Genomic DNA, 15,969 nt, shown 5'->3' with positions numbered 1-15,969 from the left:
CCCGCCCCGCGTCCTTCCGACAGGAGAACCCCTCATGGAGAAGATCCTCACCCACACCGGCGTCGGGGTGCCGCTGCGCCGCAGCAACGTCGACACCGACCAGATCATCCCCGCCGTCTACCTCAAGCGGGTCACGCGCACCGGCTTCGAGGACGCCCTGTTCGCCGCCTGGCGCGGCGACGAGTCGTTCGTGCTCAACCAGGACGCCTACCGCAACGGCTCGGTGCTGGTCGCCGGCCCGGACTTCGGCACCGGCTCCTCGCGCGAGCACGCCGTCTGGGCGCTGAAGGACTACGGCTTCCGCGTCGTGCTGGCCTCCCGGTTCGCGGACATCTTCCGCGGCAACTCGGGCAAGCAGGGCCTCGTCGCCGGCGTCGTGGCCCCGGACGACATCGAGCTGCTCTGGAAGATCCTCGAGACCAAGCCCGGTACCGAGGTCACCGTCGACCTCGAGCAGCGGACCGTGCACGCCGACGACGTCACCGTGCCGTTCCAGATCGACGACTACACCCGCTGGCGGCTCATGGAGGGTCTGGACGACATCGGTCTCACCCTCCAGCACGAGGACGACATCTCCGCGTACGAGCAGTCGCGGTCGTCCTGGCGCCCCACGACCCTGCCGGCCAAGCACCTGCCGAAGGTCGAGATCGAGCCGGCGCGTCCGGTCAGCTGACGTCGGAGTCCTGGCCGTGCGGTGCGGCCAGGACGCCCCGGACCACGTCGAGCACGGCCTCGTCGGTGAGGCCGGCGGCCCGCGCCTCGACGACGAGCGCGCGGGTCCGCTCGACGATCACGGGCGGCGGGACCACGGTCCCGCCGCCCGTCGTCGTCCTCCCCGGCGTGACGACGGTGCCGGTGCGCCGTCGCGAGACCACCACGCCGTCGCCCTCCAGCTCGCGGTAGGCCCGCTGCACGGTGCCCACCGCGATACCGAGGTCGTGGGCCAGGGCGCGGGATGCCGGCAGCCGGTCCCCGGGCCGGAGCGTGCCCACCGCGACGGCAGCGGCGACCTGGGCCCGGATCTGCTCGTAGGCCGGGACGGGAGAGCCGAGGTCGACGACGACGTCGCTCATGCGACGGTCGCGTCCGCCGGGGTCGCGGGGTCGGGCGCCTGCCGCGGGGCCACGGTCACGAGGCCCGCGACGACCGAGGCGAGCAGGATCGCGCCACCGGCCAGGGCCAGGGCGGTGCCGACGGCGACCAGTCCGTGGGGCGACGCCCCGTTCAGCAGCAGGGAGCTTCCCGCGCCCCGCAGTGCCATGCCGCCGACGACGAGCACGCCCCCGAGCGTGACGCCGAGGCAGAGCTGGACCGCACCCAGCAGGCGCGCGGTGCTCGTGGCCCGCACGGCGTCGTCGTGGTGCCCCGGGACACCGTGCAGCGGCGGCCGTCGGACGATCGTGGCGAGCGCGAGGCCTGTCACCCCGAGGGTGATCAGGACGGCGACGAGCAGGGGGCCGCCGTAGGGCCATCCGGGGTAGGGGCCGGTGGCGCCGCTCAGGGTCCCGCCGTCGGCGAGGGCGACCGGTCCGGTCGCGAACGCGCGGCCCGTCGGGTCGGCCGTGAGGCCGAACCCGACCAGCGTCGCGGCGAGGCATCCCGCGGTCAGGATCATCAGGCGCAGGCGTGCTCCGCCGAGCGTGCGTGCGGTGCGGCGTCGCAGCGGGGCGCTGCGGACCTCGCCGCGCGGCCGGGGCCAGGTCAGCTCACCGACACCGCGCACGGCGGCGAACGTGGCCGCGACGGCACAGGGGGTGAGCGCCTGCAGCAGCCCCGGGGCCGGCGTGCCCGGCGTGCCCGGCCGCCAGGTCACCGGCTGTGCGAGGAGCACGCCCGCGCACACCGCGGCGGCGAGCAGCGCCGCGGTGGACACCAGCACCTCGTGGCGCCGGGCCGCGAGGGTGGGCTCGCCGACGTCGGTGGGCCGGCGCCGGAACCACAGCACGGCGCTCACGAGCAGCGCGGGCACGGCGGCCGCGGCCACCCCCAGCGCCAGGACGACGACCGCCACGGGAACCTCCCTGTTCGCTCGATGAGTCAACACATTGAACCATTGAATCGGCGGCGCGTCGTCCACCGGTGCCGTCAGGTGGCCGGTGGTCCCTGGCGGACGCGGGCCAGGAGCGACTCGGGGGTGTCCTGCGCCGGGTCCCAGCGCGACTCGACCCACCACGTCGCGCCGACCTCGCGCATCGCCGCGACGAGCTCCGCGGCCTCCGCGGGGTCGTCAGGCAGGCGACCCTGCACGACGACGTCGAACGGCCGTCCGGCGCCGTCCCGCGCGGAGCGCTCGGCCGCGATCCAGGCGACGAGACCCGCGACGTCGTCGGGTCCCGGGACCTCGGCCGTGCCGCGCAGCTGGGGGACGACGCCGTCCCAGCGCAGCGCGCGGCGCAGGTTCCGGGCCGGCGGCCGGGTGGCGTCCCAGACCCCCACCGGCCACACGGGGACGCGGCCCGCGACGGGCCGCTGCGGAAACTGGAACACACCGGTGCGCACGTGCTCGCCGTCGGCGGTGAAGGGCTCGCCCGACCACGACCGCTCGAGCCAGGCCAGGGTCTCGTCCAGGGCCGCCGCACGGTCCTTCAGCGTGAGCGGCTGCCCCGGCACGGAGCTGAAGGCGCGGTCGTCGGTGACGCCGACGCCCACCGGCAGCACGAGGCGGCCGCCCGAGAGGTGATCGACGGTGAGCGCCCGCTGCGCCAGCTCCCACGGCCGGTACCGGGGCAGGGCGAAGACCATCGCCCCCAGCGTGACGCGTTCGGTGACCGTCGCCGCGGCCGCGAGGATCCCGAAGGGGTCCCACGTCGCCACCGCGCCCTCGCCGAACTCGCCCAGACTGACGCCGTCCCAGGTGAAGAAGCCGTCCCAGCCGTGCTCGTCGCACGCGCGGGCGATCTCCACGTGCTGGGCGGGTGTGCCGAAGCTGCTGATGAACCCGAACCTCATCTCCGTGACGCTAGACACCCCCTCCGACAACGAGCGTGCTCACTCGCTCCCTCGTCCGGGCCGAAGAGGGAGCAAGGGCGCACGCTCGTCGGCGTCGGCGGCGGCGGGGGCAGGGGTGCCGGGACGTAGGGTGACCCCCGTGAGCGACAAGCCGACCGTGGAGATCTGGACCGACGGTGCCTGCAAGGGCAACCCCGGCATCGGGGGATGGGGCGCCCTGCTGCGCTCCGGCGAGCACCGCAAGGAGCTCTTCGGCGGTGAGAAGGCCACCACGAACAACCGCATGGAGCTCACGGCCGTCGTCGAGGCGCTGCGCGCGCTGAAGGGCCCGAGCGACGTCACCCTGCACGTCGACTCCCAGTACGTGATGAACGGCATGAAGTCCTGGATCGCCGGCTGGAAGCGCAACGGGTGGCAGACCGCGGCGAAGAAGCCGGTCAAGAACGCCGACCTCTGGAAGGCCCTCGACGCCGAGGTCGCCGAGCACGACGTGCACTGGGTCTGGGTCAAGGGCCACGCGGGCGACCCGGGCAACGAGCGGGCCGACCAGCTCGCCAACGACGGGGTCGACTCGGTGCGCTGAAACCTGCGACGGACCTCACGACGCACGCACCGGCGCGCACCACATAGGCTGTGGCCCATGGCTTCTCACTACGACGTCGTTCTCCTCGGAGCTGGCCCCGGCGGCTACGTCGCCGCGATCCGTGCGGCCCAGCTCGGCAAGTCCGTTGCGATCATCGAGGAGAAGTACTGGGGTGGTGTCTGCCTCAACGTGGGCTGCATCCCCTCCAAGGCTCTCCTGCGCAACGCCGAGCTGTCGCACATCTTCCACGAGCAGGCCGACTACTTCGGCATGTCGGGGGACGTGAGCTTCGACTTCGGCAAGGCCTACGACCGGTCCCGCGAGGTGGCGGACGGCCGGGTCAAGGGCGTCCACTTCCTCATGAAGAAGAACAAGATCACCGAGTACGACGGCCGCGGCACCTTCCGTGACGCGAACACGATCGAGGTGGCGCTCAACGACGGCGGCACCGAGACCGTGACCGGCGACAACGTGATCATCGCGACCGGTTCCCAGGTCAAGCTGCTTCCCGGCGTCGAGCTCTCCGAGAACGTCGTCACCTACGAGAAGCAGATCATGACGCGCGAGCTGCCGAAGTCGGTCGCCATCGTCGGCGCCGGCGCCATCGGCATGGAGTTCGCCTACGTCATGAAGAACTACGGCGTGGACGTCACCATCGTCGAGTTCCTCGACCGGGCGCTGCCCAACGAGGACGCCGAGGTCTCCAAGGAGATCGCGAAGCAGTACAAGAAGCTCGGCATCAAGATCCTCACCTCCACCGCCGTGCAGTCCGTCGAGGACAACGGCTCCTCGGTCAAGGTCGAGTACAAGGGCGTCAAGGACGACAAGCCCGGCTCGCTCGAGGTCGACAAGGTGCTCATGGCCGTCGGGTTCGCCCCGGCCGTCGAGGGCTTCGGTCTGGAGAACACCGGTGTGCAGCTCACCAAGCAGGGCGCCATCGAGATCGACGAGCACATGCGCACGAACGTGCCGCACATCTTCGCCATCGGTGACGTCACCGCGAAGCTCATGCTCGCCCACGTGGCCGAGGCCATGGGTGTCGTTGCCTCCGAGACCATCGCCGGTGCCGAGACCATGACGCTCGGCGACTACCGGATGATGCCGCGTGCGACGTTCTGCTCGCCGCAGGTCGCCTCCTTCGGCCTCACCGAGGCGCAGGCCAAGGACGAGGGCTACGACGTCAAGGTCGCCAAGTTCCCGACCATGGCCAACGGCAAGGCACACGGCCTGGGCGAGACCGCCGGCTTCGTCAAGCTCGTCGCGGACTCGAAGTACAACGAGCTGCTCGGCGCCCACCTGATCGGCCCGGACGTCTCGGAGCTGCTGCCCGAGCTCACCCTGGCCCAGAAGTGGGACCTCACGGCCGACGAGGTGGCGCGCAACGTGCACACCCACCCGACGCTGTCGGAGTCCGTCCAGGAGGCCGTGCACGGTCTCGCGGGGCACATGCTCAACCTCTGATCCCTGCGACAGCACGGACAGGTTCGACCGTCCTGCTCGGAGGCCCTGAACTGCGGTATCGCCGCAGTTCAGGGCCTCTTCTGTGCCTCGACCGTGGCGGGCGACCGGGGTCGGCCGAGGGCAGGGGTGTTTCCCTGCGCCGAGGTCGGAGCCGGTTGGGCAAGAGGTCGGGTGACGCGTGGGAAGGAGTTCGGGCAAACAAGGCATGTCAAAACACCACCACTAGTGGTAGTTTTTTGACATGCCTGGTCCTGGTGAGGTTCTCGCTCGCGATGCCCTGCGTGATCTTGCGGAGGGGCAGAACGGCCTGGTATCCCGCAGGCAGGCTGTCGACGACCTGGGCGTGACCCCGGGTGCCCTCGACCATCTCGTCGCTCGTGGAGGGCTGCTCCCCGTGGCTCGCGGCATCTATCGCGTGCCCTACCTGCCAGGCGTCGAGAACGAGCGGTACCAGGTCGCGCTCCTGCGCACGGGTGACCCGGAGGCGGCACTGAGCCATGAGACGGCCCTCGCGCTGCACGAGATCAGCGACGTGAACCCCGCCCGCTACCACGTCACCATCCCTACGGCTCGTCGGATTCGACGGTCCGACAACGACGCCTTCGTGGTCCACGTCGAGGAGTTGATGCCGGACCAGCTCGGCTGGTGGAACCTCATGCGCGTCGTCACGGCGACGACCGCGATCGAGCAGTGCATCGCCTACGGCACGCCCACGTATCTCCTGCGTCAGGGGATCGAGCGCGGGGAGCGGACCGGCGCGGTCCGGCGCGCCGACGTGGCCCGTCTGACCCAACTCCTGGAGGATCGCGCATGACCGAGGCCGAGCCGCCCGCCAAGACGCTCGCCGACCTCAAGCCCAAGGCCAAGCCGCCGGCCAGCGCGTCGATCCTCGCACAGTGGGTCACCCATGCCGAGAAGGCGCTCGACGTGCCCGCCGCTGGTGGGCGGATGGGCTGGCTCGTCGCGTCCACGGTCGTGATCGCCGCGCTCCAACGCGCGGTCGACTCCGAAGGCGCACCCCGCTTCCTGCTCAAGGGCGGTACCTACCTCCAGCATCGACTGGGCAAGACCGCGCGTGCCACGAGCGACCTCGACGGCCTCGTCCGTGGAGACATCGACGACTTCATCGTCGCGCTCGATGCCGCGTTCGAAGAGCAGTGGGGACCGCTCACGCTCACCCGGTCCGAGGTCGAGGCGATCCAGACCCCGACCCGTGTCGTCCAGCCCCGCCGCTTCCAGGTGTTCGTGAGTCTGAAGGGACAGGTGTGGCGCAACGTCCAGGTCGAGCTCGCGCCAGACGAGGGTGGCGCGGGCGCGATGCCTGAGACGATCCCGGCTCCGCGCCTCGAGCCGTTCGGGCTGCCGACGCCGGACGCACTCGTCACGATCGCGATGCGCTACCAGATCGCGCAGAAGCTCCACGCGGCCTCGGATCCGCACGAGCCCCCGATGTGGGTCAACGACCGGCCCCGCGACGTCTCGACCTCGTCCTCCTGCGGTCCATGATCGACGAGGACGGCGAGCCGAGCCTGAGCGACATTCGTCCGGCCGCCATAGCGGTGTTCGGCGCGCTGAGGATGCGCGTGCACTGGGTCGCCCTGAGCGCTCATGGCCGCCGAACGTCACTGCTCATGAACACTGGGCGGCGCACGACTACGCGACGGCAGCCCGAGACGCCGGCCTGTCGATGCCGCTCGACGATGCGGTCGCGGCGGTCAACGAGTGGATCGTCCAGATCGACAGCGCGCAGTAGGTGAGTGCGTCCATGCCGAAATCGACGTGGGCCTAGGTGCCTCTGCGGCGATATGCCTGGTGGCCAGCGACCACCGGAGGGCGGCCCCGTTCTCAGGAAGAACACAGCCCGACCACGTATCCTCGGCGTTCCTCGTCGCCCAGCACCCCGGAGGATCCCGGTGACACCCCTCGACGTCGTGCTCGTCGTGCTCCTCGTGGTGGCCGTCGTCGCCGGGCTGTCCCGGGGGCTGCTGGCCACGCTCGGCGGTCTGGTGGGTCTCGTCGTCGGCGGAGTCGTCACCTTCCTGGCCGTGCCCCTCGTGGTCGACGCGTTGCCCACCGCTCAGTGGCGCGGCCCGGCGACGCTCTTCCTCGCCGTCGTGATCCCGCTGATCGGCGCCTCGGTCGGTTCCGGGATCGGGCACGGACTGCGGCGGCAGGTCGACCGCACCCCGCTCGGTCCGCTCGAGCGTCTGCTCGGTGGCGTGGCGAGCCTGCTGGTGGCCGCCGTGGCGCTGTCCTTCCTCGGCACGACGGTCAAAGCGACCGGGTCGCCCGTGCTCGCGCCGGCCGTCTCGTCGTCGTCGGTCCTGCGCACCATCGAGGACTACACGCCGGCCCCCGTGACTCGTTCGCTGGCCCAGGCGCGTGCCGCGGTGGTCGACGACGGGCTGCCGACCCTGGACGGGCTGCTCGATCCGCGTCGGACGCGCGTCGCGCCCGACGTCGACCTCGCAGACCCGGCCCTGGACACCTCCGCCCAGTCGGTGGCGCGGGTCTGGGGCACGGCGTACGCCTGCGGGACGGGCGTGACCGGTTCGGGGTTCGTCGTCGCGTCCGACCGCGTCGTGACCAACGCGCACGTCGTGGCGGGCGTCGAGCGGCCGCTCGTCGAGCTGCCGGGCCGGCCAGCCGAGGAGGGGCGCGTCGTCTACTACGACCCCGACGCCGACCTCGCCGTCGTCGCCGTCGACGGCCTGGACGCCGCGCCGCTCGCCGTCGCCCCGACGCTCGAGGTCGGCGACGCGGCCGTCGTGCAGGGGTACCCCTACGGCGGCCCGTTCACCTCGGTCGGTGCGGAGGTGCTCGACGCCGGGGGCGTGCGTGTCCCCGCGAGCGACGGCAGCGGCCGGGTCGAGCGCGACGTCTACGCGCTCGCCGCCGAGATCCGCGCCGGCAACTCCGGCGGCCCGGTGCTGTCCCCGGGCGGCGAGGTCGTCGGCGTGATCTTCGGCAGGTCGCAGTCCGACGACGGGCTCGGCTACGGCGTGACCACGAACGAGCTGATGCCGGTGGTCGCGCGGGCCCCCGACCTGCAGGACGCCGTCACACCGGGGAGCTGCTCCGGCTGAGCGGGCCCTCCGCGGGCACCACGCGGTCCGGGGTGCAGACCCGCTCCAACCATCGGGCCAGGCCCTCCGGGTCGCGCTCGGCGGTGCCGAACCCCACGAACCCGTCCGGACGAACGGCCACCAGACCGCGCCCGGGACTGCTCTGGAGCCGGTGCGTGCTGACCCACGGGCCGAGGCCCCGCGCGTCGGGCGCCGGGGCGTCCCGGTCGAGGAGCAGGTGGATCCCGGGGTGCGCGGTCAGCTCGTGCAGCCGTCGGCGCCGTCCCTCGTGGACGACGTCGCGGTCGGGGAGGTGCCGTCCCGGGCGAGGGCTCCGTCGGGCAGACGTCCCGTCGGCGGACACGGGGCTGCTGCGGTAGCTCGTCCAGTCCTGGGACAGCAACCGGACGAGCAACGCCATGACCCGCGGCCGTGCGGCGACGGCCGGGACCAGCGGTGCGGCCCACGGCAGCAGGGTGCCCCGCAGCAGCGTCGGCAGCGGTGTCGTCGAGGCCTCCCCGTAGAAGACCAGGTGGGTCAGGGCCAGCACCCGGCGGTCGACCGGACGTCGCTCGAGCCCGTAGGAGTCCAGCAGCGCCTCGGGGTCCCCGCACCCGGACGCCGCGAAAGCGAGCTTCCACCCCAGGTTCACGCCGTCGAGGATCCCCGTGTTCATCCCCTGCGCCGCGGCCGGTGAGTGCGCGTGCGCCGCGTCACCGGCGAGGAAGAGCCGACCGCGACGGAAGGCGCCGGCCATCCGGTGCTGGAGCCGGACGCGCGCCGACCACCGCAGGTCGGTGACCGCGGCGGGCAGGCCGGCGGCCTCCAGCAGCCGGTGCACCTCGGACGCGGGGACCGCCTCCCCGGGCTGCCCGAAGGGGGCACCGTGCCCGGTCGTCGCTCGGGTGGCGAGGACACGCCACGTGGCCCCCTCGCCCAGGGCGAAGAGGAAGACCAGGCCGGGGCGACCGACCACGACGTGCAGCAGACCCGGTGCCAGGGCGGCGTCGAGCTCCACGTCGGCCAGGACGACCTCCTCGCGGTACGGGCCACCGCGCCAGCCGACCCCCGCGATCCGACGGACGGTGCTGGACGGCCCGTCGCACCCCGCGACGAACCGGCTGGTCACCTGCTGCACGGACCCCCCGACGCGCACCTCGGCGCGGGCGGCGTCGTCCGTGGTGGACGCCGCCACCAGCTCGGCGTCCCGCTCGACCGTGACGCCGCGCTGCTGGAGTGCGGCCCCGAGCACGGCCTCGACGTCCGCCTGCCGCACCAGGGTCAGGTGCGGGAAGGGCGTGCCCGGCCAGGTGACGTCGGTCAGCCGGACGTCGACCACGCGCCTCCCGAGGTGGACCGAGGCCCGCGGAGCACGGTCGGCGCGGTCCAGCAGCTCGTCCACCACTCCGAGCGGACGCAGGGACTCGAGCGTGCGCGGGTGCAGGATCATCGCCCGTGACGGGCGGAACGCCTCCGGGCGGCGCTCCACGACACGGACCGACGCCCCGTGGTCGTGCGCCTGCAGAGCCGTCGTGAGCCCGGTGGGACCGGCGCCCACCACCAGGACGTCGACGTCGGCGCTCATCCCTCGACCACCTGCCACCAGCCGCCGCTCCCCGGGAGTGCCGTCTCGGCGGACCGCCGGATCGCCTCGTCACGTCCCAGACCGGACTCGATCCGGTAGTCGATCGACGTCGGCTCGCTCACGAGCGCGAGCACGCGCCACAGCGACCGGGCGTAGTGCTCGGCACGTTCGCTGCCGTCCCACTCGTACAGGCCGCGGTAGACGTGCCGTTCGTCGGCCGCGAGCCACAGCTTGGACACGAAGCCCGGGAACCCGACGAACAGCGGGGTGTTCAGCAGGCTCTCGGCGCGGAACGCGGCGTGCCCACGTGGCCCACGGACACCGCGCAGCCGGAACGAGACCGCCAGGAAGCAGGGGTTGCGAGGTCCCCGGGGAACGACCGTCTCGCGGTAGGTCGTCGCCGTCGTCCCGTCGGCGAAGCGGAACCTCCTGCCGAGGTTGTGGCGGGGGAGTCGCACCTGTCCGCGAACCAGCAGCGGGACGCTGACGGCGACGCATCGCGCGACCGCCGGCCAGGCGACCCGCTGGGGTGCGGGGCTCGGGCTCGCCATGTCTGCCTCCTTGCTCCGCCGGCCGGCGAGGAGCCCGCCGGTGTCAGACCGACGGTGGTGGCGGCCCCGGGTCGGCCGGTGTACGGACGGGCTCCCGCGCGCCCATGTCGAGCCGGAACGGCGGGTACTCGTCCGTCATGAGCGCGGCGTAGGCGCCGACCCGGAGCGACCACCGCTGCAGGCCCAGCACGAGCTCGTAGATCCCGCGCGGGTAGTCGCCCCGGAACAGCAGCACGACCGCCGCGAAGAACACGAGCACGCCGACGAGCCCGACGCCGGGCGGCCAGTCGGTGACGACCACCGTCCCGTCCGAGGCGATCTCCGTCGTGCGGGAGCTGGTGCCCAGGAAGATGCCGAGGACGATGTAGTGCGGGATGGCGAGCAGCCACCACTTCACCAGCACCAGACCGCGGGAGAGCTGCTGCGGGGGCGTGACGTCGAGGTGGGTGGGGTAGTCCGGCACCTCCGCGAGCGTGAAGGGCGGGTAGCGGTCCGTGCCGAGCGCACCGTAGGAGTAGTACGACACCCGCCAGGTCCAGCGCAGGACGCCGACGTTGAAGGTGAAGATCCCCTGCGGGTAGCGCCCCGTGAACAGGATCGCGAAGAACACGATGACGGTGAGCACCGCGAAGGCGATCCAGAGCCCGATGAGGATCACCACGTGCGGGAAGATCAGGAGCCACTTGACCAGCCACAGCCCCCGGGACAGCTGGGTCGGTGGCTCGGCGTCCATCCGCAACGGGTACGGGGCGGGTCCGGTGGGTCGCGGCGGTGTGGTGTCGGTCATCGATGCCTCCCTGGCACGGTCACGAGACGGGCGATCCCGGTGATGATCCCGATGGCGCTGCCGACGATGGCGACGACCAGCAGGATGCGGATCACGAGCGTCCAGTCGAACGACCAGCCCGTGAAGTCGAACGGGAAGACCCGCCACACGGCCACGGTCGCGACGAGCCCGACGACGGTGACCATGACGTCGCCGAGCGCTCGCAGCCAGAGCGGGTCCACCACGAGGTAGACGACGTTGGCGGCGATGCCGACGACGATGGAGGCGTTGACCAGGGGGAGGACCTCGACGGTCTCCGGGGTCAGGAACGGCACCGTCTCCCAGCCGGGCCAGCCGTGGATGAGCACGAGCAGCAGGCCGTTGGCGAGCACCGCGAAGGAGTAGCCGACCCGCCGCGCGGCGCCGGTGGGCCGTCGAGCGGCGGTGCCCGTGGTCCGTGGAGCGTTCATGACAGGCCGATCCCCGTCCGTACGGGCCCCGGAGCGGCGCCCGTCCTGGTTCGATCATGCTCCCCGCGCGCAGCGCTCGCCCGGGCCGTCGGTCCCGCGTGGGCGGGACCTTCGGCCCGGAACGCCACGTTGCCGAATCGTGACCCCATGGCGTTGCATCGCGAGGGGACTTCGTTCTAGGGTTTATTTAGACCTAAACGAAGGAGTTCGGGATGAAGCAGTCGTCGGACCGCGCCGACGCCCACAGGTCCGCCGTCCTTGCGCGGATCGGGGCACGAGGGCCGATGTCGCGGGCGGATCTCGCCCGCGAGCTGGCCGTCTCCCCGGCTCTGGTCACGCAGACCACCAAGCGGCTCCTGGCGGACGGCTTGCTCGTCGAGCTGCAGACCACGCCGTCCACCGGTGGTCGGCCGGCCCGTCTGCTCGGTCTGGCCACCACGTCTGGCGCGGCGGTCGGCGTCAAGGTCGTCGCCGGGCACGTCACCGTCATCGAGGCGGGCATCGACGGCACCGTCCTGCGGTCCGTCACGGACCCCTTCGACGCCACCGCGCCGACCGCCGTCGGCGAGCTGGTGGAGATCCTGCGTCGCTTCGTCGCCACGTCACGGCACGACCCGCTGCTCGGGATCGGTGTCGGTATTCCCGGCAGCGTCGATGCCCAGGCCACGGGCACCGTCGACTCGACGCAGCTCGGCTGGCAGCACGTCCCGTTGGGCGACATCCTGCGCCGCGAGCTCGCGATGCCCGTCCTGGTCGAGAACAACGTCAATGCCCTGACCATGGCCGAGCGCCTGTTCGGTCAGGCGCGAGGTCACGACGACGTGCTCGTGGTCACGATCGGGACGGGTGTCGGTGCCGGCATCGTCAGCGACGGCGTCGTCCTCCGAGGCGCGACCGGCAGCGTGGGGGAGTTCGGGCACCTGCCCGTCGTCCCGGACGGCCCGGTCTGCCAGTGCGGGGCGCATGGCTGCCTGGAGGCGCTCGTCGGAGAACATGCCATCGTCCGTGACGCCGTCCGACGGGGCCTCCTCGAGCAGGACGGGACCATCACCGACCTCCAGGCGCTCGCGGACGACGGCGACGAGGGCGCACGGGATCTGTTCGCCACGGCCGGTGCGCTGCTCGGCCGAGCCCTGGCCGGAGCCGTCAACCTGCTCGACCCCGAGATCGTCGTCGTGCTCGGCGAGGGGGTCACCGCCTGGCCGTACTGGGCCGCGGGGTTCGAGCCGGCGCTGCGCTCCGCCGTCATTCCGCGCAAGCGGGGGATCGTCGTTGCCGTCGAGACCTGGCAGGACGACCGCTGGGCGCAGGGTGCCGCGAGCCTGGTGCTCTCCACCCCGTTCGACGCTCAGGGACGCTCCGGCGAGCAGGGGCGCCTGGTGCGGGAGCGCATGAACGTGTCGTCGCGCACCGAGCAGGCCGAGGTGGCCCGCTGATGGCGACACCGACCCTCACCCGCCTTCGCCCTCAGGCGCCGTCGCCCGCCGCCGGGGCTCCGAGGCCCCGGGCCCGGCGGGTCCGCTACGCCCTGACCGTCGTGGCCTTCCTTCTGCCCAGCGCCGTCCCGCTCGCGCTGTTCACGGTCTACCCGATGATCGGTGCGCTGTGGACCAGCCTGCACGAGTGGAACCTGCTGTCCGACATGCGGTGGGTCGGCCTCGGTAACTACGCGGAGCTCCTGCAGGACCCGGAGACGCACCGGGCCTTCGGGAACACCCTCTACTACATCGCGGGCTACCTGCCGATCGTCTACGTGGGAGGCCTCTTCCTGGCCCTCGCCCTCAACGCCGCGATCCCGGGGCGCAACCTGCTGCGCGGCGTGTACTTCCTGCCGGTGGTCACGAGCTGGATCGTCGTCGCGATCGTCTGGCGGTGGCTGCTGAACCCGTCGAACGGCGTGGTCAACCATGTCCTCGGTCTGCTCGGCCTCGACGGGCCCGGCTGGTGGACCGATCCCACCTGGGCGATGCCCTCGATCATCCTCGCCTCGGCGTGGAAGGACCTCGGGTTCGTCATGATCATCCTGCTCGCCGGTCTGCAGCTCATCCCGGAGGAGCTCTACGAGGCGGCCACGCTCGACGGTGCGGGATGGTGGCGCCGGCACGTCTCCGTCACGCTGCCCCTGCTGTCGCCCACGACCTTCTTCGTCCTGGTCATCTCTCTCATCAACGGCTTCCAGGTCTTCGACCAGGTGTACGCGATGACCGGGGGAGGACCCGCCGGCGCGAGCACCGTCGTCGTCCAGCAGATCTACGACCTGACGTTCCGCTACGGGTCGGCCGGCATGGCGTCCGCCCTGTCCTGGCTGCTCTTCGCGCTCGTCATGCTCGTGACGCTCGTCCAGATCCGCGGCCAGCGGAGGTGGGTCCACTATGCCTAGGAAGATCGCGCTCACCGTGCTCGTCGTGCTCGGCGCCGTCGTGATGTTCTTCCCGTTCCTCTGGACGGTCGTCACCTCGCTCTCGTCGCAGACCGGCCTGTCGGCGACGCCGTCACTGATACCTGCCGATCCGTCGCTGGAGGCCTACCGCGAGCTGTTCGGCAACACACCGTTCGCTCGGGTCGTGCTCAACTCGGTGGGCCTCGCTGTGGCCACGACCGTCCTGCAGCTCGTGACCAGCGCGACGGCGGCGTACGTGTTCTCGCGCATGCCCTTCCGTGGGCGGGGCGTGGTCTTCGCCGTCTACCTGGCCACGATGATGATCCCGATCCAGGTGCTCATCGTCCCCCTCTTCGTGCAGATGCGAGCGCTCGGGCTCGTCGACACCTACCTCGGGGTGCTGCTCCCGGGTGTCGCGTCGGCCTTCGGCGTCTTTCTGCTCCGGCAGGCGATGAACTCGGTGCCCCGGGAGCTCGACGAAGCAGCGACCCTGGACGGCGCCGGGCACCTGCGGATCTTCTCCCGCATCGTGCTCCCGCTCGTCGGTCCCGCTCTGGCGACGTTGACGGTCTTCTCGTTCATGAGCAGCTGGAACAGCTTCCTGTGGCCGCTGGTGATCCTGCGGACCGACGAGCTGCAGACCCTGCCGCTCGCGCTCGCCGGGCTGCAGGGCCAGTACACGACGCAGTGGGACGTGATGATGGCCGGTTCCGTCGTGTCGATCCTGCCGATGCTCGCCATCTACCTGACCGCCCAGAAGTACGTCATCCAGGGGGTCGCCGGCACGGGCATCAAGTAGCCCCCCGGCACGGCACCAGCCACCCCTCACCACCTGTCCGCACGACTGTCGAAGGAGACATGCTCATGTTCCGCTCACGACTCACCACCGGGGTCGCGCTCGCCGCCGTCACCGGCCTCACGCTCACCGCCTGCGCAGGTGGCACCGACGCCGCCGAGACCGGGGCCGAGGGCGGTGGCGACGTCACGATCACCTACACGAACTTCATCTCGAACGGTGGCAACGAGGAGAACCTCGCGACGATCGTCGAGGCCTTCGAGGAGGAGAACCCGGGCATCACCGTCGACGTGACGACGATGCCGTACGCGGACTACTCCACCGCCCTGAAGACGGACCTGGCCGGTGGGACGGCTTCCGACGTCTTCGACATCGAGTTCGCCGACTACGAGGGCTACCAGCAGAACGGCGTGCTCGCGCCGTTGGAGGGTGCCGACACCAGCGCCTACCAGGAGTCGCTCGCCGAGGCGTACGCCACCGACGGTACCCAGTACGCCCTGCCGTCGTCGTTCTCGAACGTCGTGCTCTACTACAACGCGGACCTGTTCGACGCTGCTGGTCTCGACTACCCGGACGCCGACTGGACCTGGGCCGACGAGAAGGCCGCCGCCGAGAAGCTCACCGACGCCGACGCCGGGGTGTTCGGCGACTACCAGCCGATCAGCTTCCACGAGTTCTACAAGACGGTCGACCAGGCCGGCGGCTCCTTCCTCACCGAGGACGGCAGCGCCGCTGCGTTCAACTCGCCCGAGGGCCTGGAGGCCGCCCGCTGGCTCGTGGAGAAGTCCGGCACCGTCATGCCGACCGCCGAGCAGGGTGCCGGCACCCCCGATTTCGACACCACCCTGTTCACCGACGGCAAGCTCGCCATGTGGCACACCGGGATCTGGATGTTCGGTGCGCTCGCGGACGCATCGTTCGCGTGGGACATCGCCGTCGAGCCGGGTGACGAGCGCCAGGCGTCCGCCATGTTCTCCAACGGCGTGGCCGTCTCCGCGGGCAGCGAGAACGTCGAGGCCGCGCAGCGGTGGGCGGAGTTCCTCACCTCGTCCGAGGTCATGGTCGACACCCGGCTGGAGTCCGGCTGGGAGCTGCCGCCGGTCGCGGACGAGGACCGGCTCGCGCCGTACCTCGAGCAGGGGGACCCCGAGAACCGTCAGGCCGTGTTCGACTCGCTCGAGTCGGTCGCTCTCGCGCCGTCGATCGGCGAGAAGCAGGCCGAGATGCAGGACATCGTGACGGAGGAGCTCACCGAGGCCGCCGCCGGACGCCAGTCCGTCGAGGAGGCCCTGGCCTCGGCCGAGGAACGAGTCAACGCCCTGCTCGGCTGACGAGCATGTTCCCCGCCCGGGACGGGCGCGAC

The 15,969-nt window shown here is 71.6% G+C and carries 17 protein-coding genes; 10 read left to right on the top strand and 7 right to left on the bottom strand.

Annotated features, from left to right (window positions below):
- The first annotated feature begins 34 nt into the window (after window positions 1–34).
- Window positions 35–673 carry a 3-isopropylmalate dehydratase small subunit gene (leuD, locus tag HLI28_RS09340; protein WP_171247246.1) on the top strand — a complete coding sequence of 213 codons (639 nt, stop codon included), beginning with the start codon at window positions 35–37 and terminating at the stop codon, window positions 671–673.
- Here the strand turns inward: leuD and HLI28_RS09335 are convergent.
- From HLI28_RS09335 to HLI28_RS09325, 3 genes are all read right to left on the bottom strand, one after another.
- Entirely contained in the window at window positions 666–1,073 is a 408-nt protein-coding gene (locus HLI28_RS09335; protein WP_171247245.1) for a GntR family transcriptional regulator, read from the bottom strand. The genes leuD and HLI28_RS09335 overlap by 8 nt on opposite strands.
- Window positions 1,070–2,011, bottom strand: coding sequence for a hypothetical protein (locus HLI28_RS09330; protein ID WP_171247244.1), 942 nt, complete (start codon window positions 2,009–2,011; stop codon window positions 1,070–1,072). Before HLI28_RS09330 ends, HLI28_RS09335 begins: the two co-directional genes overlap by 4 nt.
- Window positions 2,012–2,085: 74 nt before the next feature.
- On the bottom strand, window positions 2,086–2,949 hold the full coding sequence (locus HLI28_RS09325; RefSeq protein ID WP_171247243.1) for an LLM class flavin-dependent oxidoreductase: 864 nt from the start codon (window positions 2,947–2,949) through the stop codon (window positions 2,086–2,088).
- 130 nt (window positions 2,950–3,079) lie between these two features.
- On the opposite strand from HLI28_RS09325, the gene rnhA reads away from it, so the two are divergent.
- The 5 genes from rnhA (at window position 3,080) to HLI28_RS09300 (ending at window position 8,079) form a co-directional block, all read left to right on the top strand.
- Window positions 3,080–3,532: a ribonuclease HI gene (gene rnhA / locus HLI28_RS09320; protein WP_425483389.1), complete on the top strand. Its 453-nt coding sequence runs from the start codon at window positions 3,080–3,082 to the stop codon at window positions 3,530–3,532.
- Between the two features lie 57 nt (window positions 3,533–3,589).
- A complete protein-coding gene (gene lpdA, locus HLI28_RS09315) occupies window positions 3,590–4,993 on the top strand; it encodes a dihydrolipoyl dehydrogenase (RefSeq protein WP_171247241.1) in 1,404 nt (467 codons plus the stop codon).
- 241 nt (window positions 4,994–5,234) lie between these two features.
- Entirely contained in the window at window positions 5,235–5,807 is a 573-nt protein-coding gene (locus HLI28_RS09310; protein ID WP_171247240.1) for a type IV toxin-antitoxin system AbiEi family antitoxin domain-containing protein, read from the top strand.
- Window positions 5,804–6,499, top strand: a complete 696-nt coding sequence (locus tag HLI28_RS09305) for a nucleotidyl transferase AbiEii/AbiGii toxin family protein (RefSeq protein ID WP_171247239.1) — start codon at window positions 5,804–5,806, stop codon at window positions 6,497–6,499. Before HLI28_RS09310 ends, HLI28_RS09305 begins: the two co-directional genes overlap by 4 nt.
- Before the next feature lie 407 nt (window positions 6,500–6,906).
- A complete protein-coding gene (locus HLI28_RS09300) occupies window positions 6,907–8,079 on the top strand; it encodes a MarP family serine protease (RefSeq protein ID WP_171247238.1) in 1,173 nt (390 codons plus the stop codon).
- Here HLI28_RS09300 and HLI28_RS09295 read toward each other — a convergent pair.
- From HLI28_RS09295 to HLI28_RS09280, 4 genes are read right to left on the bottom strand one after another with little or no spacing between them, the layout of a single operon-like run.
- The gene (locus HLI28_RS09295) at window positions 8,054–9,643 is read right to left on the bottom strand and encodes an FAD-dependent monooxygenase (RefSeq protein ID WP_171247237.1); all 1,590 of its coding nucleotides are present in this window, start codon (window positions 9,641–9,643) and stop codon (window positions 8,054–8,056) included. The two genes, HLI28_RS09300 and HLI28_RS09295, sit on opposite strands and share 26 nt — an antisense overlap.
- A complete protein-coding gene (locus HLI28_RS09290) occupies window positions 9,640–10,194 on the bottom strand; it encodes a hypothetical protein (RefSeq protein ID WP_171247236.1) in 555 nt (184 codons plus the stop codon). The genes HLI28_RS09295 and HLI28_RS09290 overlap by 4 nt, the downstream gene beginning before the upstream one ends.
- Before the next feature lie 43 nt (window positions 10,195–10,237).
- Entirely contained in the window at window positions 10,238–10,981 is a 744-nt protein-coding gene (locus tag HLI28_RS09285; protein WP_171247235.1) for a DUF4389 domain-containing protein, read from the bottom strand.
- Window positions 10,978–11,430 (bottom strand): cation diffusion facilitator family transporter, encoded by a 453-nt coding sequence (locus HLI28_RS09280; protein ID WP_171247234.1) that lies wholly within the window; start codon window positions 11,428–11,430, stop codon window positions 10,978–10,980. The genes HLI28_RS09285 and HLI28_RS09280 overlap by 4 nt, the downstream gene beginning before the upstream one ends.
- A 212-nt stretch (window positions 11,431–11,642) precedes the next feature.
- Here HLI28_RS09280 and HLI28_RS09275 point away from each other — a divergent pair, with 212 nt between their 5' ends.
- The 4 genes from HLI28_RS09275 (at window position 11,643) to HLI28_RS09260 (ending at window position 15,937) form a co-directional block, all read left to right on the top strand.
- On the top strand, window positions 11,643–12,866 hold the full coding sequence (locus HLI28_RS09275; protein WP_171247233.1) for an ROK family transcriptional regulator: 1,224 nt from the start codon (window positions 11,643–11,645) through the stop codon (window positions 12,864–12,866).
- Window positions 12,866–13,810: a carbohydrate ABC transporter permease gene (locus tag HLI28_RS09270; RefSeq protein WP_171247232.1), complete on the top strand. Its 945-nt coding sequence runs from the start codon at window positions 12,866–12,868 to the stop codon at window positions 13,808–13,810. The genes HLI28_RS09275 and HLI28_RS09270 overlap by 1 nt, the downstream gene beginning before the upstream one ends.
- Window positions 13,803–14,609 (top strand): carbohydrate ABC transporter permease, encoded by an 807-nt coding sequence (locus tag HLI28_RS09265; RefSeq protein ID WP_171247231.1) that lies wholly within the window; start codon window positions 13,803–13,805, stop codon window positions 14,607–14,609. Before HLI28_RS09270 ends, HLI28_RS09265 begins: the two co-directional genes overlap by 8 nt.
- Window positions 14,610–14,674: 65 nt before the next feature.
- Window positions 14,675–15,937 (top strand): ABC transporter substrate-binding protein, encoded by a 1,263-nt coding sequence (locus tag HLI28_RS09260; protein WP_216077559.1) that lies wholly within the window; start codon window positions 14,675–14,677, stop codon window positions 15,935–15,937.
- The last annotated feature ends 32 nt before the right edge of the window (window positions 15,938–15,969 follow it).

Origin of the sequence: Isoptericola sediminis (genome assembly GCF_013085345.1) — a bacterium.
Lineage (GTDB): Bacteria > Actinomycetota > Actinomycetes > Actinomycetales > Cellulomonadaceae > Isoptericola > Isoptericola sediminis.
This window is presented reverse-complemented; position numbering and strand designations above follow the sequence as displayed.

Coding starts and splice junctions, on each gene's coding strand:
- leuD (WP_171247246.1), top strand. CDS start 35: ATGGAGAAGATCCTCACCCACACCGGCGTCGGGGTGCCGCTGCGCCGC.
- HLI28_RS09335 (WP_171247245.1), bottom strand. CDS start 1,073: ATGAGCGACGTCGTCGTCGACCTCGGCTCTCCCGTCCCGGCCTACGAG.
- HLI28_RS09325 (WP_171247243.1), bottom strand. CDS start 2,949: ATGAGGTTCGGGTTCATCAGCAGCTTCGGCACACCCGCCCAGCACGTG.
- lpdA (WP_171247241.1), top strand. CDS start 3,590: ATGGCTTCTCACTACGACGTCGTTCTCCTCGGAGCTGGCCCCGGCGGC.
- HLI28_RS09310 (WP_171247240.1), top strand. CDS start 5,235: ATGCCTGGTCCTGGTGAGGTTCTCGCTCGCGATGCCCTGCGTGATCTT.
- HLI28_RS09305 (WP_171247239.1), top strand. CDS start 5,804: ATGACCGAGGCCGAGCCGCCCGCCAAGACGCTCGCCGACCTCAAGCCC.
- HLI28_RS09295 (WP_171247237.1), bottom strand. CDS start 9,643: ATGAGCGCCGACGTCGACGTCCTGGTGGTGGGCGCCGGTCCCACCGGG.
- HLI28_RS09290 (WP_171247236.1), bottom strand. CDS start 10,194: ATGGCGAGCCCGAGCCCCGCACCCCAGCGGGTCGCCTGGCCGGCGGTC.
- HLI28_RS09285 (WP_171247235.1), bottom strand. CDS start 10,981: ATGACCGACACCACACCGCCGCGACCCACCGGACCCGCCCCGTACCCG.
- HLI28_RS09280 (WP_171247234.1), bottom strand. CDS start 11,430: ATGAACGCTCCACGGACCACGGGCACCGCCGCTCGACGGCCCACCGGC.
- HLI28_RS09275 (WP_171247233.1), top strand. CDS start 11,643: ATGAAGCAGTCGTCGGACCGCGCCGACGCCCACAGGTCCGCCGTCCTT.
- HLI28_RS09270 (WP_171247232.1), top strand. CDS start 12,866: ATGGCGACACCGACCCTCACCCGCCTTCGCCCTCAGGCGCCGTCGCCC.
- HLI28_RS09265 (WP_171247231.1), top strand. CDS start 13,803: ATGCCTAGGAAGATCGCGCTCACCGTGCTCGTCGTGCTCGGCGCCGTC.
- HLI28_RS09260 (WP_216077559.1), top strand. CDS start 14,675: ATGTTCCGCTCACGACTCACCACCGGGGTCGCGCTCGCCGCCGTCACC.